At 69.7% G+C, this 20,653-nt stretch carries 18 protein-coding genes; 3 read left to right on the plus strand and 15 right to left on the minus strand.

Annotation, left to right across the window (positions count from 1 at the left end; genetic code table 11):
• Positions 1–243: 243 nt before the first annotated feature.
• Together ctaC and ACFO5K_RS09485 are read left to right on the plus strand one after the other, a co-directional pair.
• Positions 244–1,242, plus strand: coding sequence for an aa3-type cytochrome oxidase subunit II (gene ctaC / locus ACFO5K_RS09480; RefSeq protein WP_378559156.1), 999 nt, complete (start codon positions 244–246; stop codon positions 1,240–1,242).
• Positions 1,243–1,252: 10 nt separating this feature from the next.
• Positions 1,253–1,669, plus strand: a complete 417-nt coding sequence (locus tag ACFO5K_RS09485) for a cytochrome c oxidase subunit 4 (protein WP_378559159.1) — start codon at positions 1,253–1,255, stop codon at positions 1,667–1,669.
• A 1,121-nt stretch (positions 1,670–2,790) separates the two neighbouring features.
• On the opposite strand, the gene ACFO5K_RS09490 is transcribed toward ACFO5K_RS09485, so the two are convergent.
• Positions 2,791–3,561 (minus strand): bestrophin-like domain, encoded by a 771-nt coding sequence (locus ACFO5K_RS09490; protein WP_378559162.1) that lies wholly within the window; start codon positions 3,559–3,561, stop codon positions 2,791–2,793.
• A gap of 676 nt (positions 3,562–4,237) precedes the next feature.
• On the opposite strand from ACFO5K_RS09490, the gene ACFO5K_RS09495 reads away from it, so the two are divergent.
• Positions 4,238–5,164 (plus strand): helix-turn-helix transcriptional regulator, encoded by a 927-nt coding sequence (locus ACFO5K_RS09495; RefSeq protein WP_378559165.1) that lies wholly within the window; start codon positions 4,238–4,240, stop codon positions 5,162–5,164.
• A gap of 80 nt (positions 5,165–5,244) precedes the next feature.
• Here ACFO5K_RS09495 and ACFO5K_RS09500 read toward each other — a convergent pair whose 3' ends face one another.
• The 14 genes from ACFO5K_RS09500 to ACFO5K_RS09565 form a co-directional block, all read right to left on the minus strand.
• Positions 5,245–6,741, minus strand: coding sequence for an MFS transporter (locus ACFO5K_RS09500; RefSeq protein ID WP_378559168.1), 1,497 nt, complete (start codon positions 6,739–6,741; stop codon positions 5,245–5,247).
• Positions 6,742–6,992: 251 nt separating this feature from the next.
• Complete coding sequence (locus ACFO5K_RS09505; protein ID WP_378559171.1) at positions 6,993–8,264, minus strand: FAD-dependent oxidoreductase; 1,272 nt, start codon at positions 8,262–8,264, stop codon at positions 6,993–6,995.
• Positions 8,265–8,315: 51 nt separating this feature from the next.
• Positions 8,316–9,866 carry an alkaline phosphatase D family protein gene (locus ACFO5K_RS09510; RefSeq protein WP_378559174.1) on the minus strand — a complete coding sequence of 517 codons (1,551 nt, stop codon included), beginning with the start codon at positions 9,864–9,866 and terminating at the stop codon, positions 8,316–8,318.
• A 122-nt stretch (positions 9,867–9,988) separates the two neighbouring features.
• Positions 9,989–11,368 (minus strand): ABC1 kinase family protein, encoded by a 1,380-nt coding sequence (locus ACFO5K_RS09515; protein ID WP_378559177.1) that lies wholly within the window; start codon positions 11,366–11,368, stop codon positions 9,989–9,991.
• A 114-nt stretch (positions 11,369–11,482) separates the two neighbouring features.
• Positions 11,483–12,256: a sporulation protein gene (locus ACFO5K_RS09520; RefSeq protein WP_378559180.1), complete on the minus strand. Its 774-nt coding sequence runs from the start codon at positions 12,254–12,256 to the stop codon at positions 11,483–11,485.
• A gap of 53 nt (positions 12,257–12,309) precedes the next feature.
• Positions 12,310–13,038, minus strand: a complete 729-nt coding sequence (locus tag ACFO5K_RS09525; protein ID WP_378559183.1) for a lysophospholipid acyltransferase family protein — start codon at positions 13,036–13,038, stop codon at positions 12,310–12,312.
• Positions 13,039–13,155: 117 nt separating this feature from the next.
• Positions 13,156–14,151, minus strand: a complete 996-nt coding sequence (locus ACFO5K_RS09530) for an ROK family protein (protein WP_378559186.1) — start codon at positions 14,149–14,151, stop codon at positions 13,156–13,158.
• Positions 14,148–15,035 carry a hypothetical protein gene (locus ACFO5K_RS09535; RefSeq protein ID WP_378559189.1) on the minus strand — a complete coding sequence of 296 codons (888 nt, stop codon included), beginning with the start codon at positions 15,033–15,035 and terminating at the stop codon, positions 14,148–14,150. Before ACFO5K_RS09535 ends, ACFO5K_RS09530 begins: the two co-directional genes overlap by 4 nt.
• Positions 15,025–16,305, minus strand: a complete 1,281-nt coding sequence (locus tag ACFO5K_RS09540) for an ArsA family ATPase (RefSeq protein ID WP_378559343.1) — start codon at positions 16,303–16,305, stop codon at positions 15,025–15,027. Before ACFO5K_RS09540 ends, ACFO5K_RS09535 begins: the two co-directional genes overlap by 11 nt.
• Positions 16,302–16,742 carry an SRPBCC family protein gene (locus ACFO5K_RS09545; protein ID WP_378559192.1) on the minus strand — a complete coding sequence of 147 codons (441 nt, stop codon included), beginning with the start codon at positions 16,740–16,742 and terminating at the stop codon, positions 16,302–16,304. The genes ACFO5K_RS09540 and ACFO5K_RS09545 overlap by 4 nt, the downstream gene beginning before the upstream one ends.
• A 69-nt stretch (positions 16,743–16,811) precedes the next feature.
• A complete protein-coding gene (locus ACFO5K_RS09550) occupies positions 16,812–17,195 on the minus strand; it encodes a polyketide cyclase / dehydrase and lipid transport (protein ID WP_378559195.1) in 384 nt (127 codons plus the stop codon).
• A 43-nt stretch (positions 17,196–17,238) separates the two neighbouring features.
• Positions 17,239–18,366, minus strand: coding sequence for a glycosyltransferase family 4 protein (locus ACFO5K_RS09555; RefSeq protein ID WP_378559197.1), 1,128 nt, complete (start codon positions 18,364–18,366; stop codon positions 17,239–17,241).
• Between the two features lie 39 nt (positions 18,367–18,405).
• Complete coding sequence (locus ACFO5K_RS09560; protein WP_378559200.1) at positions 18,406–19,422, minus strand: hypothetical protein; 1,017 nt, start codon at positions 19,420–19,422, stop codon at positions 18,406–18,408.
• Between the two features lie 6 nt (positions 19,423–19,428).
• Complete coding sequence (locus ACFO5K_RS09565; protein ID WP_378559203.1) at positions 19,429–20,493, minus strand: NlpC/P60 family protein; 1,065 nt, start codon at positions 20,491–20,493, stop codon at positions 19,429–19,431.
• Positions 20,494–20,653: the final 160 nt, after the last annotated feature.

The raw sequence follows: 20,653 nt of genomic DNA on the forward strand, positions 1-20,653 counted from the left end.
TACTCAGGTCCTTCTCAGGTGTGCAGGCGTCACAGCGGCAATACTCGGGGACGGCCTGAAAGTGCTTTGAAGGCGTGTCGGAACGGGCGGATCGCGGCCCGGACGACGCGATGTGTCGGAATGTGTAGCGACCAGGAAGGCGTGAGCGTGGCGCACAAGGCGAGCGAAGAGATCGGGGCACGACCCGTTCGGGGTCGGCAGGGCCGGATCCTTCGGCGGGCCGGGCTGGCGGTGTCCTTGGGGATGACTGCCCTCCTGGTTTCGGGCTGCTCGATCGACAATGTTTGGTTGCGATTCGGCTGGCCCTCGGGCATCACCGCCGAAGCCGCCCGGATGCGGGAGTTGTGGACCTGGTCGGTCCTGGCCGCGCTCGCCATGGGCGTGCTGGTCTGGGGTCTGACCTTCTGGACCATCATCTTCCACCGCAAGCGCAAGGACTCCCCGGAGTTCCCGCGCCAGACCGGGTACAACGTGTCGCTGGAGCTGACCTACACCGCGATCCCGTTCGTGATCATCGCGGTGCTGTTCTACTTCACCGTGGTCGTGCAGAACTATGTGCACGAGAAGCACGAGAACCCGGACGTCACCGTCGACGTGACCGCCTTCCAGTGGAACTGGAAGTTCGGTTACCGCGACGTGGCCAACGTGGGCGGGCTGACCTGGAACGGCATCGACACCGAGCGTGAGATGGTCAACGAGGAGCAGCTGCGCGAGTACGCCGAGCGCACCGACGAGGACGGCCACAAGCAGCCGGGCCCGCTGCACGGCAAGCCGGCCAACGACATCCTGTCCTACCTGCACTACGACAAGGTCGAGACCGTCGGATCCAGCACCGAGGTCCCGATCCTGGTGCTGCCCACCGGTAAGCGCATCGAGTTCCAGCTCGCCGCCGTCGACGTGATCCACTCCTTCTGGGTGCCGGAGTTCATGTTCAAGCGCGACGTGATGCCGAACCCGAAGGAAAACCAGTCCGACAACGTCTTCCAGATCTCCGGGATCGACACCGAAGGCGCGTTCGTCGGCCGCTGCGCCGAGATGTGCGGCACCTACCACTCGATGATGAACTTCGAGGTCCGTGCGGTGTCGCCGGAGAAGTTCGCCCAGTACTTGCAGGCGCGGATCGACGGCAAGACCAACGGTCAGGCCCTCGAGGCGATCGGCGAGTCCCCGGTGGCCACCTCCACGTACCCCTTCAACACCAAGCGCGACATCAAGAGCGCTTCGGTGAACGAGAGCAAGTGAGGATTCTGATATGAGGATCGAAGCGCGGATCTTCGAACTGCTCACGGCGTTCTTCATCCTGGTGGGCATCGTCTACGGCTTCTTCACCGCTCAGTCGCGCACCGGTATCGAATGGGCGGGCACCACCGCCATCGTGCTGACCGCGGGCCTGTCGCTGATCATCGGCACCTACTTCCGGTTCGTCGCGCGCCGCATCGACCTGCGGCCCGAGGACTACGAGGACGCCGAGATCGTCGACGGCGCGGGCGACCTGGGCTTCTTCTCGCCCGGCAGCTTCTGGCCCATCCTCCTGGCGGCCGCTGGTTCGGTCACCGCGCTGGGCCTGGCCTTCTTCCAGTTCTGGTTGATCGGCCTCGGCGTGATCCTGGTGCTCGCCGCGTCGGCCGGACTGGTCTTCGAGTACTACCTGGGTGCCGAGAAGCACTGAGACACCGCTCCACACGATCGCCGCAACACTGTCGAATCCGACAGGTTGCGGCGATCGGTCGTTTCCGGGGTGCGGTGAAGCGGGCCGAACCACGCCCGCGAGTTGTCAGGAGCGGCGGCGGGCGGCTCTGGCAGCGCCCGCACTGCCGAGGATCAGTAGCAGAGCGGCCATGGCCCACCGGCGCTGTTCGATCACAGGTCGCGCGGCCACTGTCGTGGCTTCTTTCAGGGGTGTGGGTGGGGCGCTCATCGGCGGTGGTGGCGGCTCAGGTGGGTTGGTTTGTGGTGGCGACTCCGAAGGCGGATCGGCCGGCCGCGCGGGGGCCTCGCTCGATGGTCGGGGTCGTTCGGTCGGTGGTGGTGGCGTGGCGGCGGCACCGGGTGGAATGCGGGGCTCGAGAGGCGGTGTGGTCGGTATGGGCAGCCCCGGCTCCGGCACGACCGGTGGCGCGGGAGCTGGCAGCGTGGGAGACGGTAGCGCGGGAGCTGGCAGCGTGGGAGCTGGCAGCGTGGGAGCTGGCAGCGTGGGAGAGGGTAGCGCGGGAGACGGGAGCGCGGGAGCTGGCAGCGCCGGAGACGGTAGCGCCGGAGACGGGAGCGCGGGAGCTGGCAGCGCCGGAGACGGGAGCGCCGGAGACGGGAGCGGGACAGGTTGTCCGGGGTGAGGTGTTGCGGGCTCGGGGAAGTCCGTGGACGGCCGGGGTTGTTCCGGTGCAGGAACGTAGAGGGAGAGTCCGGGGTGGGGAGGGGCCGGCGCCGGGGAAGTGCTCTTGGGGCCGAGCGGTGCGGGAGCGGTGGACGTGGGGTGATCCGGGGTGGGCGCCACGCGTGGGCGGTGCGGCGCGGAGAAGGGTGGAGGCGGCGGTGCGGTGGGCATGATCGTCGTCGAGATTCGGGGAGGTGACGGTGCGGTTGTGTGCTCATCCAGCTCGGCACCGAATTCGCGGTGCTGATGAGATCGAGGTAGCGGGACGCTTCGGCCGTCCGGTGGCCGCGGCCGGATTTCGCCGCCCGGTGGCACACCGGGTATGGAGGGAAGCGGGGGCGTGGCGTCGACAGCACCGGGCAGCCACAGCGTCGCACCGACCATCACCGTGCAGACCCCCGTGCGTATCGGAGTCTTCACGTGAGCTGGCCCAGAATCGTGGTGAAGGCGTCCGGACCGATCGATGCGGCCCGGCCGTAGGGGTTTTGTAGCTGATAGATCGTGCAGATCATGAAGGTGACCACCGCCGCGAAGCTGGCCACCACCACGACGTGTACGCGTGCGCTGGTGCCCTCGAACATCAGCGACAGGCCGATGGACAGCATCGCACCCAGCATCAATGCCACCCACATCATCGGGGACAGCGAGCTGCCCGCCGCTTCCACCCGGGTCTGGCGTGCCTCGTACACCTCCCACAGCCGGTCCGCCGCCGCGATCTGGCGGGAACGCTGCCACTCGTCGGCCGCCGGTGTGCCCGCGATGGCGGTGCGCACCGTGCTGAGCTCGTTCCACGCAGTGTCCTCGACACGTTGGGCCGCCGTCATGGCCGGCCATTCGACCTCGATGACTTCACCGGTGTAGCGCCGCACCGAGGCGGAGATGGTGCTGCGAGCCGGTTCGGGCAGCGAATCGCCCGCCCATTGCAAGGCCAGCAGCCGGTCGGCTTCCTCGGCGACCGCCTTCTCGGCGGCGGCATTGGTGTCGAGCACGCCGATGAGCAGGAACGACGCGAGCACCACCTGCAATCCGGCCACGAGCGTGAACACCTGGCCCACCGACTCGTTGACCGACTCACCGTCGCGGCTCTTGCCGCGCCTGCGCAGACCGTAGGCGCACGCACCGGCGATTCCGGCGACCAGCGTGACCCACAGCAGGGCTTCCCACAGCATGTTCCAGAGCTCCTTCATCGAGTCAGCGAGCCGGATGGCGATGCGTCCGGGCAAGAGGTGCGGGCCGCCTCTCGCGGCACGGGACACCTCGGGAGCCGAAATCGAACCGTGGGATTTCGCCGCGAGCTGCGAAACAACAAGGGAGGCGGGAGAACTCGACGCTAACCTCACGCCGGGTGGTCGCGCAATGGCCGAGCAATCGCCGCGGCCGGGCTCAGCGCCCCGTCCGGCGAGCTGAACCTCCTGGCCCGAGCGGAGTTTTCGGCGTGTGCTCACCGCGTGCCCGGCGCGGGGAATGGCACGGCTTCATGGTGAACATGGCACGGAAAGTGGGGGTCGGTCATCGGCTGACCGGAGTATGTGCGCATGCTCCGAAAGTGGGCCGACCAGTGCGAGTTATGCTGTTATCCTTGACTTTTCGCAGCGTTTGGAGTTGTCGGCACAGGCGAACAATCGGGGACGGGCGCGGAGGTGCGGTATGCAGATCGATGCGGGTGCACGCGGAATCGACGATCGGCCGCACGGAGGGCGTAGTGCTCGCAGCGGGAGATATGGGCCCCGTACCCGCGTCGGCACCGACGACGCACATCCCGATGTGTCCGGCTTGCCCGGTTCGCGGCAATCAGCGAGTGAACCCGCGCACCGAGAATTCGCCTGCCTTTTCGACACCGCCGACGGAGGTGGTAGCCGGGGCGTGGAGCTGTGCGGACCGCGCGACCTGAATCGTGTCGCCTTCGGTTGCCGGCTACGGGCGCAGGAGAACTTCGCCGCGACGCTGTGGACTCTGAGCACCGGGTCGGTGCTGGTCGCTCGGCTGCGAACCTCGAACATCGCCGCCGAGCGCGATGCGTACGCCATCCACGACCATTATGGCCGGTACCTGCAGCTGAGCTTGGTGATCGGTGGCCGCGTCACTGTCGAACAGCGGGGCATCCGGTCGGCCGCGGTGGCGGGCGAGGCCTTCGCGGTCTGCTTGGACAACCCGTTCCGGTCGGTGCTCTCGCGGGGCCAGGCGTCCGCGGCGGACGTGCTGCACCTCTACGTGTCGGTGGCCGCGCTGACGGCATGGGGTCTCGACGTCACCGCGGCGGGCGGGCGTTCCTGGCCGTTGTCGGGAGCCGCGGTATCGGCGTTGCTGTTCGCCTGCGATCTGGCCTGTGGGGCAACGAGTCCCGCGCACCTGGGGGTCGTCGCGCGGATCGACGAGATCGTGTTCCGGGCCGCTGTGGTGGCGTTGCTGGAGCGCGACCTCGCCGGGGCGGCGGTCGAACTGACGGCGGAGCAAGTGTTGCGGCGCCGCGCGATCGACGTCATAGACCGCAGTTTCACCGACCCGGCCGTGAATCCCGACGCCATCGCGCTGCGGCTCCACGTCAGCAGGCGCACGCTGTTCCGGGCGTTCGAACTGCAGGGCCTGTCCGTGGCCGGGCTCATCCGCACCCGCAGGCTGGTCGCCGCGGCGACCGCGCTGGGCGAAAGCGCGCGCAGTATTCGCGATATCGCCGCGACGTGCGGGTTCCGTTCGACCGATCAGTTCGCACGCGGATTCCGGGCCGAGTACGGGGTGACACCGGCGGCCTACCGTGCCGCGCGGCGCACCGGTGTCGTAGCCGCGAAATGAGTCCGAACCCCGGCGGGCCCGGGCGACGGTCGCCGCAACCCTGTCGGGAGACAGGGCTGCGGCGATCATGTCGGTAGGGCTCAGCGCGCGAACACCAGCCCTTCCTCGTCGGGCCCCGCCGCCTCGGCCGGTGCGGACAGCTGCACGATCCGGCGGGGCAGTGCCACCGCGACCACCGCACCGATCAGGGCCGCCACCGCGCCGATCAGGAAGGCGATCGTGAAACCACGTTCCACATAGAACACCGCACCCTGGGTCATTTCCGGCGGGATCGCGGCGATGTAGGAGTTGTTCATGACGGTGAACGCGATGACCGGCAGGATGGCGGGGACCACGCTCTGCGAGACCCCGACGAGGCTCGCGGTGGTGGCCTGCAGCTGGGGCGGTACGGCTTCGATCAGCAGGTTCGGGATCGCGGCGTAGGACATGCCCATACCGGTACCGAAGAGGCCCGCGAAGATGATCAGCAAGGGCTTGCTGTCGTGTACGGCGGCGGTCAGCGCGAAGCCGAGCGCCATCAGGAGCATGCCCCCGACCATCAGCGGGCGCGGCCGGGCAGCGCGCCGGCCGACCAGGACACCGACGAGCACACCGCCGACCACGACCATCAGGCCCACCGGTGCCTGGAAGATCGCGAAACCCTCTGCCGTCACACCGAATCCGTAACCGAGGCCGAGCACCTCCGGTGTCATCGCCATCATCGGCAGCAGGATGGTGAACAGTCCGCTGGCGCCGTAACAGAGCCCGGCGGCGATCGTCGTGAGCAGCACCGAACGCCGACCGAGTACCTCGAGGTCGATCAGCGGTTCGCGGATCATCCTGGCGGTCACCAGCCACACCACCAGCAGAGCCACACCGCCGGCCAGGTAGGCCAGGGTGGAACTGTCACGCCAGCCCCAGATCGGTCCGAAGCTGACGGCGATGAGGATCCCGGCGATACCGCCGCCGAGCAGCAGCGCCCCGATCGGATCGATGCGCGAGCTCAGTCGCACCTCGGATTCGGCGGTGCTGAACAAGATCAGCGCGCCCAGGATCGTCAGACCGATGACGAAGAACCAGAAGATGCTGCGGAACCCGTGATTGTCGATCAGCCAGCCGGTGAGGAACGGTGCCGGAATCGCGATCAACCCCATGCCGCTGGTCGCGATGCTGACCGCCAGCGCGATCGTCTTCGCCGGGAACACGTCGCGAATCAGCGAGTAGCTCAGGAACAGGCAGGGGATGAGCAGGCCCGTGAGCGCGCGACCGGCGATCAGCACCGCGTAGCTGCCCGCGACCGCGGACAACAACGACCCCGCCGCTGCCACGGTCACGCAGCCGAGTAGGGCCTTGCGCTTGCCGTACATGTCGGCCAGCTTGCCGATCAGCGGTGCGGTGACGGCACCGACCAGCAGGAACGATGTCAGCAGCCAGGCGCCCTGGGTGGTCTGGTAGTGCGCGGCGATCGAAGGTAGTGCGGTGGAGATCATCATGTAGCTCACCGCGAGCATTTCCAGTAGCAGCACGATCGAGGCAAGGGAGAAGATCAGGCGTGGCGTCCAGCGCGGTTGAGCGGCTGACGGAGTGGAAGCGACCATCAGTGGTCCTTTCGGGGATGCGGCTCGCATTCGAATAGCGATCCGAATGCGTAAGCGACATCACACGTTCTCGCGGTCAACCGTAGAGCGTGATGTCCCATCCACTGGGAGCCCGAATCTGCGCGACCACCGGGGCCGTCCCGGGAAACCCATGCTGAACAGCGGTTTCGGCGTGTATCACATTCCCGGTGCGCACGCACATACGCCAGACGCCCGGCCGAACATTCGGCCGGGCGCCTGGTGGCGTGGACTCAGACGCTGTAGCGCAGCGCCTGTTCGGAGCGGCAGATGTCGTCGATGCCCGCGACGATCTCGCGCAGCTGCTCGGAGGGCAGCGCCGAGGGGCGCAGCCGGCAGGTGAAGGTGATCAGGCCGTAGTCGGCCGGAGCCAGGCCGCGGGCGGCGGCTTCGGCGCGCAGATACTCCGAGCGCACACCGTAGGTCATCGCGGAGATGACGGTGAAGCAGCCGGAGCGTTCGCGATGCTCGGAGAACAGGTCGTGCAGGCCGTAGAAGACCGACCCGTAGTTGGCCAGGGGCGCGAACACGCCGACCCGGTAGGCCGGGCCGCGTTCGGAGGAGTTGATGACGGTGTCGGCCAGGTACTCGGCGTCGCGCATGGTGAGTACCTTCGGCGCGAACATCAGCGCGCCCGCCGCCGCGTTGCGCACCGGCATGCCCGCGCGTCCGCCCGCCGCCGAGGCGATCGCGCCCAGCGACTTGCGGGTGCGGGTGCCGACCTCACGCCGGGCCCGCAGACCGCGGGTGGGAGCGGTGGGGTACAGGCTCGACCACTGACCGAAGCGGACCGCGCCGAGGGTCACCTGACCCGCGCCGACCGGCCTGGTGACCTTCAGCGGGGCGGTGTCGACCCAGCGCCCCACCTGCAGCGCCGCGCTGCCGGGGTTGGTGATCTCGGTGGTGGCGTGCTCGACGAAGGAATCGAAGTCGAGGAAGCGGTCGGCTTCGGTGGTGAGCCAGGTGTGGTCCTTGTCGACCTCGACGACATCGAGGGTCAGCGCGGTGATGATGCCCGCGCGCCCGCCCGCGCCCAGGATGCGGTGGAAGCGTTCGGTGTGGTGACCGCGCCCGCAGGTACCGATCCGGCCATCGGGGTCGACGTATTCGAGATCCACGATCCGGTCGATGAACATGCCGTAGCGGTGTGAGGCGGTGCTCACGCCGCCGACGGAGGCGAATCCGCCCGCGGTGATGTCGCGGTGGTCACCGACCACGGGCAGGCCGAGCGCGTGCGCGCCGAGGCGCCGGTCGATCTCGGACAGTTTGGCGCCGGCCTGCACGCGCACCGTGCGCCTGCCCAGGTTGATGTCGAGCACCGAGTTCATCTTGCGCAACGACAGCACCGTGCGCTGATCGGTCAGCCCGAAGGACTCTTCGGTCTGTTCCCCGCCGACGACGGTGAGCTGTTCGGAACGGTCACGCGAATCACGCACAGTGCGAACAACATCCGCGGTGTCGGTGGGGAGATATTCTTCGGAGATGACGGTATGCGGCGTGCCCATGACCGCATAGCTAACCACAGCGGAGCGATTCCCGCGCACGGTAGTTCGCACCTATTTTTCCGCGGGCGCGAGCTGCTTGGTGAACAGGACTTTTCCGGTCGCATCGCACAGGTCGACCGTCATTTCTCCGGTGCCCCCGTCGATTTTGACCTCACCGAAGTGCTGGTAGTCCGGGTCCAGCGGGGAAGTGTTGGGCGTCGGTGGCGCGTGCACGAACACCGCCTCGGGTCCGAAGGTGGGGTCGAGGTCGTTGGGGCCGAAGGCACCCGCGTTGAGCGGGCCGGAAACGAACTCCCAGAACTCGTCGAAATCGGTGAAGTCGGCGCGGGCGGGGGAGTAGTGGTGGGCGGCGGTGTAGTGCACGTCGGCGGTGAGCCACACGACATCGCGCACTTTGTTGGTCTTGATTCCGGAAAGCACCTGGGCGATCTCGGTTTCACGACCCGACGGTGCGCCGGGGGCGGCGTTGGCCGGGCCCTCGAAGGCGGTCTTGCCGTCGGGGACGGTCACACCCAGCGGCAAATCCGCGGCGACGATCTTCCAGGTGGCTTTCGAAGCCGCGAGTCCGTCGATGAGCCACCTGGTCTGGGCGGGCCCCAGCACCTGGCCCCGCGGTGCGGTGTTGGTGTTGTTGGCGTCCTTGTAGGCGCGCATGTCCAGCACGAAGACGTCGAGCAGCGGGCCGTAGGAGATCTTGCGGTACAGGCGGCCGTCGACGGCTTCGGCGGGGTCCAGCGGCATCCACTCGTGGAAGGCCTGCCAGGAGCGTGTGGCGAGAGTGTCCATGCTGCGCTCGGTGTAGCCCTTGTCGGCGGCGACCGTGCCACCGGGGTACCAGTTGTTGGTGGTCTCGTGGTCGTCCCACTGGACCAGTTGGGCGACGGCGGCATTGAAGCGGCGGTAGTTGTCGTCGGTGAGGTTGTAGGCGTAGTTGCCGCGGAACTGGTCGAGGGTTTCGGCGGGCTGGTTCTTGGCGTCGGCGGTGACATTGCGCCAGACCCGGCCGTCGGGCAGGGTGACCGATTCCTTCAGCGCGTTGTCGGCGTAGACGCAGTCACCGGAGTGCAGGAACAGGTGCGGGTCGCGAGCGGCCATCGTGGCGAACACCTTCATGCCGCCGAGGTCGGGATTGATGCCGAAACCCTGGCCTGCGACGTCACCTGACCACAGCAGGGAGATGTCGGCCGGCGCGGTCGGGGCGGTACGGAACACACCGGTCAGTGTCTCCGAACTCGCCCCGTCCTCGCCGTCCAGGCGCACCCGGTATTGCACGAGCTGCCCGGCGGGCAGGCCGTTCACCCGCACCCGGCCCGTGCCATCGGAAGCCGGGGTGAGCAGCGGGCCGGTGAACCGCCTGACCTCGCTGAACTTCTCGGTCGCCGAGGTCTCGACCACCAGCGTCGCCGGCTTGTCCGACCGCGCCCAGATCAACGCCCCATCGCTGCGTGGGTCACCGACGGCGATGCCGTGGGTGAGCGTCGGCCTGCCACGGACCAGGCCGGGGCCGTCGCCACCGGCGCAGGCAGCCAGGGCCGGAGCTGCCACCAGACCGAGGGCGGAGGCGCGCAACAGCGTGCGCCGGGACATCGCGAAATCAGCCATGCACCGCACGGTGCACCGCCGAGGGGAACGGGTGGTCGTGCGCACGGCAACAACGCATGAACGATGCCGGAAGGATCCAGCGTGCTACCCGGTAGTGCGCACCGACGCGCCCACATTCGGGGTCAAAGTCCCGCCGCGGCGGCGGTTTCGGGGTACCAGCGGGTGCATTCGGCGCGCAGCGGAACCGCGGTGTGGAGTTGGCAGAGCACCGCCAGGCCGCCGAGGAAGGAGCGCAGGATGGGGGTGTGGCCCGGGGGCATGGTGAGCTGGCGCAGGACGTTGGTCAGGCGCAGGTCGGTGGCCAGGCGGACCTGTTCGCGTAACCAGTCGGCCGAGAGGGGGTAGGTGGGGGCGAGTAGGGCGTCGCGGACAGGTTGCAGGCGGGCGGCGACGGTGGTGATGTCGAGATCGCCACCGGGGGCCACGAAGCCGTGGCGGCGGATGGCGGCCTCGAGGTCGGTGGCGGACTCGGCGATGACGGCGGCGCCCACGTCACCGGCGACGTCGAGGAAGGCGGACGGCCAAGGGGTGCAGGCGCCGAAGTCGACGACGCCGAGGCGGCCGTCGGGCATACGCAGGAAGTTGCCGGGGTGCGCGTCGCCGTAGACGAGGGCGGTGCGGGCCGGCGCCGAGAACAGGAAACGCAGGATGAGCACGCCGAGCCGGTCGAGCTCGGCGGCCTCGCCGCGCACGATCAACCGCGACAACGGGACTCCGTCGAGCCACTCGGTGACGAGCACGTCACCGCGCTGGGCGATCACCCGGCTCACCACGACGTCGGGATCCTCGGCGAAGGCGGCGGCGAACGCGCGCTGGTTGACGGCCTCACGGGCGTAGTCGAGTTCGTCGCGGATCTCGGCGCACAGCGCCTCGACCACCGGTCGGGTGTCGGCGCCGGGCAGCAGGGCGGTGAACAGCGGGGTCGTGCGGCGCAGGGCTTGCAGGTCGGCCAGTACGGCGGGGCGGGCGCCGGGATACATGACTTTGACCGCCACCTGGGTGCCGTCGTGCCAGCGGGCGCGGTGCACCTGGCCGACCGAGGCGGCGGCCGAGGCGCGGTCGTCGAATTCCAGGAACAGCGAACGCCACTGAGGACCCAGATGGGTAGCGAGCTCGGCGTGGACCGCGCCGGGCAGCATCGCCGGCGCCGAATCGTGCAGGCGTGCGAGGGCCTGACGGTACGGCTCGGCCAGGGCGGGGGCCAGACCGAGTTCGAGCAGGCCGAGCAGCTGGCCCAGCTTCGCCACGCAGCCCTTGAGTTCGCCGAGGACCTGGAAGAGATGTTCGGCGGTGCGCAGGCGGATGTCGCGCTCCACGTCGGCGGGGTCGCGACCGGCGGCGCGCTTGCCGAGGCCGGCGATGCGGCGACCGGCGTAGGCGACCGGTAGCGCGGCCAGGCGGGCACCGCGCACCACCCGGCCGGTCGGCGGATTGCCGTCCCGTCGAAGGCCACGCCGGGTGAACGGCACGACCCGGCCCTCGTCGGATTCGCCGCCGGCCATGTGAACCTCGCCCTCCGCCGACGCCCGCCACCTGCGGTGGCTCGCCCGCCCGTCGACCTGTGCTCGGCAAAGGTTACCAATCGGACACGGAGGTGTCCGATCATCAGTGCGAGGTCAGCGCACGGCGCCCAGTTCGGTGAGCACGCGATGGACTTCGGCGGTCCAATCTCGGTGAGCCAGCTGGGTGTAGTCCACCCAGAACATTCCGATGCCGTCGATGTCGTCGCGGAACCAGCCGCCTTCGATATCGGCTTCGAGTACCACGCTCATACCGTGCAGGGTGGCGATGAAGGTGAGTTCGAGCTGGTTCACGCGTGGGAAATGCGGGGACCGGCCGAATTCGATCTCCTGATAGAAGGGCAGCTGCTGCGGTGTGCGGGCGATGCGACCCGCCTCCACATCGGTGCGCAGCAGCGCGAAACCCATGCGCCGCACGGCGTCGAGCACCACATGCTGGGCGGGGAGGGCACCGATACCGATCGGGTCGGTGTCGCGGGCGTCGACGCCGCCGTGGATGTCGACGGTGGTGCGCAGCGCCACCGCGGCGCCGGGCAGGTGGTGGCCGTCGAAGAAGGTGATCGGGGTTTCGTGGGGCACCGGGGCGCCGAAACGGAATTCGGCCACCGTGCCGGCGAGCAGGGTGAACGGTCCGGTGACGGGGATCCGGCCGAAACCGTGATCGGCGACGCGTTCCTCACCGTCGGCGTACTCGCGCTCCACCCGGGTGACGAACTCGACCGCCACCTGCCCGACCGCTTGGTCGATCCGGCCGCCACGCAGCCGGACCACACCGTCGATCACGCCGCCGGGTCGGGCGCCGGGAGTGAACAATTCGGTGTCGACCTCGGCGCCGCCGACACCGGCGGCGGCCGGCATTTGCTTGAACATGCGAGCAGTCTGGCCGACAAACCTTACGGTTTACTTAAGGGCCACAGAGGTTTTCAGCTCGCGGCGGTGTCGGGAATGCGGGTGGCGTCGAGCTGCCGGTCGGAGGCGGTGACGCCCTTCTTGAGGCTGTGGGCGTACACGTCGACGTATTCCTGGCCGGTGAGGCGCATCAGTTCGTACATCACCTCGTCGGTGACGGCGCGCTCGACGAAACGGTTGCCGCTCATCCCCTCGTAACGGGAGAAGTCCAGCGGTGCGCCGAATTTGAGGGTGACGCGCTGACGGCGCCACTTGAACGGTCCGGGCGGGCTCACCTTGTCGGTGCCGATCACCGCGACCGGGATGACCGGAACGCCGGTCTCGAGCGCGAGCCGGGCCATGCCCGTCTTGCCCTTGTAGAGGCGGCCGTCGGGCGAGCGGGTGCCCTCCGGGTACAGGCCGACCAGGCGGCCCTCGTCGAGCAGCTTGCGTGCGGCGTTGAGGGCGTCCTCGGCCGCGTTGGCGCCGCTGCGGTCGATCGGGTACTGGCCGGTGCCGGCGAAGAAGAACTTCTGCAGGCGGCCCTTGAGGCCCGGGGTGTTGAAGTATTCGGCCTTGGCCAGGTAGTTGATCCGGCGCGGGCTCAGCAGCGGCGCGAACAACCAGTCGGCGAAGGACAGGTGATTACCCGCCATGATGGCCGGCCCGTCGGTCGGGATGTTCTCCACCCCTTCGACCTTCGGCCGGTTGTACACATGCATGAACGGTCCCACGAGTACGAATTTGAGTAGCCAGTAGAACATGGCATCCTTTCCCCGGGACCGGGATGGTTGTGTACAGCCTCGTCGGAAAACGACTTTACCGCTGGTCGCAGGTCACAACCAAGCCGGTACGGTAGCCGCGGGGCATGGCTGTGACCCTCATCTCTGTGGCACGCTCGCCGCGGATACGCCGATCGCGGCCCTGGCCAACTCGGCGGCGCCGATCATGCCCGCCGCCTCGCCGAGCTGGGTGGTGCGCAGCCGGGCCAGTGGGCGGTGTCCCGAGCCGGTCACCGCGTTCGCGTAGTGCTCGCGCGCCTCGTCCAGGAACAGCGGCGCCGAACTGCTCACGCCGCCGGCGATCACCACCAGGTCGGGATCGAAGATGTCGCTGACGAAAGCCAGGCCCAAACCCAGCCAGCGCGCGAAGTCGGCCATCACCCGCACGGCCAGCTCATCGCCGTCCTGGGCGGCACCGGCCACCCGGCGCCCGGTCAGCGAGCCCGGGTCGCGCGCGACGTCGCGGGCCAGCACCGAACGCACCGGGTCGGTGGCCAGCTGCTCGATCGCGGTGTCGGCCAGGGCCGTGCCGCTGCAGTAGCGCTCCCAGCAGCCTTGTTTGCCACACGCGCAGGCCCGCCCGTCGGGCACCACCTGCAGGTGGCCCAGTTCGGGGGCGACACCGTGGCTGCCACGGTAGAGCCGCCCGTCGATGAGCAGGGCGGCGCCGATGCCGGTGCCGATCGCGACGATCACCACGGTGTGCCCGCCCGCCGCCGCGCCGAAGCGGTATTCGGCCCAGCCCGCGGCGTTCGCGTCGTGTTCGAGAATCACCGGCAGACCCAGGCGCGCGGTGAGCCGCTGGGCCACCGGGGCGTCCTGCCACGGCAGGTGCGGAGCGAAACGGACCGTCGAGCGGTCCTCGGAGATGAACCCGGCCACCGCCAGCCCCACCGCGGCGATGGGATGTCTGCGGGCCAGTTCACGCACCGAGCGGTCGATCGCGGCCTCGAGCGCGCGCGCCGAATGCGGCGTCGGCGCCTGCACGGTGTCGAGCACCTCGCCCTCGATGTCGACGACCGAGGCGCGAATGTTGGTACCGCCCACATCGACGCCGACGGTGAGCTGATGCGGAAGGTCGATCGCCTGGGTCATCCCCGGATCGTCACCGGGATGTCGACATAGCGCGCGCTCGCCGCCCGGTCGGTGGCTGCGCGGTCGTCGGTGCGGCGCCGGGCGGACTTGCCGGCCACCTGCGCGCCGTCGTCGCCCGCGAAAACGCCGGTGGCCGAGGAGTCGTCGGGAGCCTCGCCCGAATCGGGGGTGAGGTGTGGCGGCTGTGCCGCGCGAGCAGTGGGGCGCTCGTCGACGCGGCGGGGGCGCGGGACGCCCTGGTCCCGGCGCCCGGCCCCCCAGCGTGACTGCCGGGCGCCCGGCACATCAGGGGCGGGGTCGGCAGGTGCCGTCGTAGGACGAGGTTCGCCTCGGTCTTCCGACGCGGCGGCGGTACGGCTCGACGGCTGACCTGGGGGCACCGATCCGCCCGCGGAGTGCGGAGTTCCGCCGGTGGCAGCGTCGCTCCGGGGGCCGGTCGGAGTAGTGGTAGCGGCGGTGGATCGGGCTTGGTCAGCGGCGGCGTGATGCTTCGGGTCGGTGGTGGCGGCGCGGGTGCGGCCCGGGCGAGCCGACGACCGGTCCGCACTCGGGTGGCCCGCCGCGTGATCGGCCCATTCGGGTGGCAGCACCGGTTCCACGGGCACACCGGCCAGCGCCTCGCGCAGCACCGTCACCATCGAGGTGCCGTGTTCGGCCAGGACCGCGACCACGTCGTGGTGGTCGCCGCGCACCAGGGCGGCCGCCGCGCAGACCGGACACCAGGCGCAGCCACCGAGATCGGCCTCGCCGTCGGCGGCGGTGCGGCGCAGCACCGGTTCGACACGGGCCAGTAACACCTCGGCGAGCAGGCGTAGCTCCTCGGTGAACTCGGCGATGCCGTCGGGTTCGTGGCCGCGGCGGTCGGATTGCCTGTCACTGCTCATCTGCGGTGGCCTTCGTGTAGTTCGGATCGGCGGGCCACACCCGCGGATCGGGCCGGAAACGGACCACGAGCTGACCGTCGTCGAGTTCGGCGCCGGCCACCGTGCAGCGGCGCAGTACCGGCGCCAACCGCACCCTGGTGCGTACGCCGTCGGCTCCCACGATCAGATCGTCCTCCACTCGGCCCAGCCGCAAGGTGCCGGGATCGACCACCGGCAGCCGCATCCGCATCGCGTACACGGAGTCGACGCCGGAGCCCGACTCCCATCGAACCATCGGTTCCCCCGATTCGGCTGACCGAGCGTGCGGGGAGGGCCGCGTGTCGACCGAATACGAGAACGCCGTGAGGGCTTGCACACCCACCGGTTCGGCGCCGGCGTGCAGGGCGAGCAGGATCGGTACGTCGGTGAGTTCCTCGTGCAGCCGCGCCACCACCTCGAGTTGCTCGGCACGCCGGTTCAGGTACCAGTGCACCGCGGGGTGGGCGTTCTCGCCCGGCGGGGGCACCTGGGCCAGCACCTTGTTCACCACCACGGCCTCCAGCCGCAGGCCCAGCAGCGCGGCGGCCGAGCGCACCCGCCGTGCCTCGGCGACGGCGACCTGCTCGGGCCCGGTGATCAACCGGGCGCTGGTGCGGGTGCGGTCGGCGAGCAGGTCACGCACCTGGGTCACCGCTGCGACGATCCGCTCCACCGTGGCCGCGAGCACCGCTTTACGCAGGTCGGCGCCGATCGCGCTCATCGTGCGCGCGTGCTTGGGCCACAACCGTTCGAGATAGTTGAGCAGAGTGTCGGGGGCGGTGAGGATGCGCAGCATGTCGGCCGAGGGCGGACAGTCCACCACGATGACGTCCCAGTCGTTCTCCTCGGTGTACTGGGTGATCTCGATCAGCATCAGCAGTTCCTGCACCCCGGGCAGCCCGGTGAGCTCGGCCGGGTCCAGCGCGGCCAGGTCGATGCCGTGGTCGTGTCCGCCGCCCTTGCCGAGCATCCGCACCACATCGCGGAACCGGTCCTCGAGCAGGGCGAGGGAGTCGATTTCGATCACCTCGAGCCCGGGGGCGACCCTGGCCACCCCGGCCACGGTGCCCGGGTCGTGCGGGAACCGGAAACCGAGCGCGTCGCCGAGGGAATGCGCCTGGTCCAGCGAGGCGATCAGCACGCGCTGACCCGCCCTGGCATGGGTCATGCCCGTCGCGCACGCCAGTGTCGTCTTGCCGACCCCGCCCTTGCCGACGAACAGTTCGACCCGGGTACCGCCCGCGGCGCTCAGCCCTCGACCCGCTTCTTCAGTTCCTTCAGCGCCGTATCGGTGATCACCTTCTCGGCCTTGCGCTTGAACATGCCGATCATCGGAATGGTCAAGTCGACGGTGAGTTCGTAGACCACTTCGGTGTTCCCGTCGGGCAGATCGCGCAGTTCGTAGCTGCCGTCCTGCGCTTTCTGCAGGTCACCGCGCAGCAGCCGCCAGCTCACGGCCTTGCCGTCGGCGCGCCAGGTGTAGGCCAGTTCGTAGGTGTCCTTGACGACACCGGCATCGAGCACGAAACGGGCGCTGGCGGCCCGGCCCCGGTCGTCGGTGTCGAGCACCTGCACCGACTGGGCGGCGGCCACCCACTCCGGGTAGGACTCGAGATCGGCGATGACCGCCATCACCCGCGTCGACGGCGCTTCGATGACGATCGATCTCTGGGTCCGGTCGGGAGCCATGGCGTCGAGGACTTCCTCTCTTTGTCGATAGCCGCATCGATAGCGGCCGGCAGACGTGTGACAGCCACGTCAGCGCGCGGGCGCTACCCCTGCGGGGCGCCCGGCTTCGAGCCTAGCCTTCACTTCGAACGACATGTCCTTGCCCGCGACCCGGCGTGACCGGTTCGCCGCGGTCAGCGCGCGCGGTGACAGCGGCTTGGCGGCGGTGGGCTCGGCGTGCAGGAAGTAGTGCAGGATCGCGCCGTCGGCGGCGGGCTCGAGCCACACTTCCATCGTGCCGTTCAGCGGGCCTGCCACGGTCCAGCGAATGCCCTTGTCGCCGCGGTCCTCGCGCACGTCGAGGCGCAGGTCGGGCCACCAGCGGCGCCAGTTGTTCGCGGCGCCGATCACCTCGGCGATCGCGGCCGGCGGTGCGGCGAGAAAGGTCTGATCGGCGACCTGGATACTGCTCACCTCGCTGAGCGTAGTGGACGCCACACCGCGACAGTCCCCGGTGTCACCGGAGCAGATGCCGCAGCCGGGCGCCCTGACGGTCCCAATGCCAGTTCCGTTGCACCCACGCGCGCCCCGCCGCCCCCATCTCGGCGGCCCGCTCCCGGTCGGTGAGCAGTTCGACCAGGGCCTCGGTGAGCCGCTGCACCGACCGCCCGGGCACCACCAGCCCGGTCTCGCCCTCGCGGACGGTCTCGGGGGCACCACCGGAATCACCGGCGACCACCGGCACCCCGCTGGCCGAAGCCTCGAGGAACACGATGCCCAGGCCTTCCACGTCCAAGCCGGCCCCGCGGGTGCGGCACGGCATCGCGAACACGTCGGCGATCGTGTGGTGGGCGGCCAGCTCACCGGATGGCACCCGGCCGGTGAACACCACACTGTCGCCGAGACCGAGGGCTTCGGCGAGGCCGCGCAGGCGGGCTTCGTAGGGTCCGCCGCCCGCGATCACCAGGACGGCGCCGTCGACGCGCTGCCGGATCTCGGTCATCGCCGCGATCAGCAGGTCCTGGCCCTTGCGCGGCACCAGTCGCGACAGACACAGCACGGTGGGCCGGTCGCCCAGCCCGTAGCGGGCCCGCAGTTCCGCGCGCGCGGCCGGATCGGGACGGAATTCGCCGGGGTCGACGCCGGGCGGCAGATATTCGAGCGCGGCGCGCGGGCCGAAGGCCGAGGCGAACCGGCCGCGGGTGTATTTGCTGACGTAGGTGACCACATCGGTGTGCTCACCGATCGAGCGCAGCACCTGCCGCGAGCCGGGCAGCATCGACCAGCCCACCTCGTGGCCGTGCGTGCTGGCCAGAATGCGTTCGGCGCCCGCACGGCGCAGCATCGGCGCCATCACGGCCAGCGGGGCGGCGGCGCCGAACCACACCGTGTCGCACTCGTGTTCACGCAGCAGGGCACGGGCCCGGTCGAGTACCGCCGGGGTGGGCAGCATCAGTGTGGTGGGGTGGCGCTCCACACGGTATTCCTGTGCGGCGTCGAACTTCTCGTGGCTGTCACCGCGCCAGCGCGGGGCGTAGACGACCAGGTCCTCGGGCGGCAACCGATTGGTCAGCGCCTGCAGATATGACTGGATTCCGCCCGGCCGTGGCGGGAAATCGTTGGTAACCAGCAGTGTTCGGGCCATGAGTGAACAACCTAATGCGTCGACGGGCGCGGGCGGGGATCAGAGGGCGCGAGCACGCAACCAGGAGCGCCAGCCGTCGAGCAAGTCGGCCCGCGAAGTGCCCAGCACGGTGTCGAAGGCCGCCTCCTGCGCGGCGGCGGACTGCGGTCCGGTCGCGAGCCGCTCGTAGAGCTCGACGAGGCCGGTGCGCCCGTACCGTTCGGCGAGGAACGCGCAGGCACTCCAGGCGGACTCGTAGGCGAAGGCGGCATCGGGACCGGCGAACTCGGCGTCACCGACCAGATCGGCGGGCAGGGCGCCCGCCCGCAGGCGGGTCGTGAGCGTCGGTGCGATCTGGGAGAAGGTGGCACCGCTGCTGTGCTGAGCGATGTACTCGGCGAACCCCTCGAGCAGCCACAGCGGCGACCCGTCGGTGGTGGCCGCCCTGGTGGCGATATGAGCCAGTTCGTGGCGCAGCAGTACCGCCATGCCTTCGTCACCGACCCGGCGGCGCGCGTCGGGGTTGAACACGATCCGCTGCTCGGTGGGCCTGGTCCCCGGCGGGTAGGAGCCGGTGAGCGAGACCGCGGCCACCTCGGCGCCGGTGTCGGTGCCCGCGGACCGGGTGAGCGCGGTGAACTCGGCCGGGGACGCGGCCACGATCACCACGGGGGCGCGATTCCAGTCGGTGCCCCACACCGCGTTCACGTCCGCGACCGCCGGGGCGAGCTCACGTTCCAGCACGTCCAGGTCGGCGGAATGGCCGGGGTGGGCCACCAGCAGCGCGTCGTCGCGGTCACCGGCGGCGACCCGGCGCACCATGATCGGCCCGAACGGCTGCACCTGCCGGCGCACCGGTGTGAGGCGGGGATCGTCGATGTCGGCGGTGATGCCGAGTACCTCGGCCTCATCGGTGGCCAGTTGCAGTGGCCCGGCGTTGCGTGGCACCAGGATCAGGGCGACGCACGCGCCGGTCAGCAGCGTGACCGAGGCGAGGGTGAGGCAGAACTCGAGGCGGCCGCGGGCCGAGAACCAGGAACGGAGACCGGAGGCGCGGCGGTGCGACGGAGCGTTCACCGTGGCTCAGTATCGCCGGGCCGAGTGGTACGGCGTGGTGTCGATCGGCGCGACGGCGACCGGCACACCGAAAGTGGAGGCGTGCACCATCATCCCGTTGCCCGCGTAGATCCCCACGTGGGAGATCTCGGGGTAGAACAGCACCACGTCACCGGGTTGCAGGTCACTCTTGGCCACCGGTGTGCCGAAGCCTGCCTGTGCCGAACTGGTACGCGGGACGTTCTTGCCGACCTGTTTGAAGGCCCACTGCACCAGGCCGGAGCAGTCGAACTGATCGGGACCGGTGGCACCCCACACATACGGGTCGCCCACGCGGGTGAGCGCGGCGGCCAGGGCGCTGGTGCCGCTGCCGGGGACCAGCCCCGCCAGCAGGCTGTCGCGGTCGAAGCCGGGCGGGAACGGCGAACCGGCCAGGGTGGACTTGTCATGGGCCGACAGCGCACCCCACGCCTCGACCACCTGGGTGGTCGCGACGCCGAGATCCTGGCGCTTGCGGTCGACCTCGGCGCGGAAGGTCTCGGCGGCGGTGGTCGCGGCGCGCGCGGTGTCGGCGGCGGCGCGGGCGGCGGATTCGGCGGCGGTGGCCACATCGGCGGCCTTCTTGAACTCTCGCACCGAGGCGGCGGTCTGCTGCGAGAGCACGTCCAAGGTCGACATCTTGTCCAGCAGTTGCTGGGGGGAGTTGCTCGACAGCACGGCGAACATGCGATCGGTGCGCGCGCCGGTGTAGGCGGCCACGGCGGCCCGATCGATCATCGGCTGGAACTTGCGCACTTCGGCGCGGGCGGCGTCGGCCACCGCGGTCGCCGCGGCCAGCTTGCCGTCGGCCTCGTGTTGCACGCCCAGTGCGGCGTCGAGTTCGGTTTGGGCGGTGAGCGATTCCTGATTGAGGGCCTCGGCCTGCCTGGACAGGTCGACCATCTGGGCGATCGCGTCGGTGGCGCTGGTCGGCAGGGCGGCCGGATCGGCCAGGGCGGGCCCCGCGGCAGCGGCTCCGCACACCAGGATCGCGGCGGCCAGGGCCCCGGCGAAACCACGCGCAACGTGCGATGTCCGGTGGTGTGCAGTCACTGTGCCCCGTGCCCCGTTTCTCTCGATATTCGCTGATGCGAGCGCCTTACCTGAGTTCGGACTTCCTCGTCCGCCACGAAGGTCTCGATCAGGTTACGGAACCGCGAGTGTCCGTGTCCAGTGGGGCACGAAAGGGTCACGGTGCGCCCTTCCCCGTGAA

It is taken from the genome of Nocardia halotolerans (genome assembly GCF_042650145.1).
In the GTDB taxonomy this organism is placed as follows: Bacteria; Actinomycetota; Actinomycetes; order Mycobacteriales; family Mycobacteriaceae; genus Nocardia; species Nocardia halotolerans.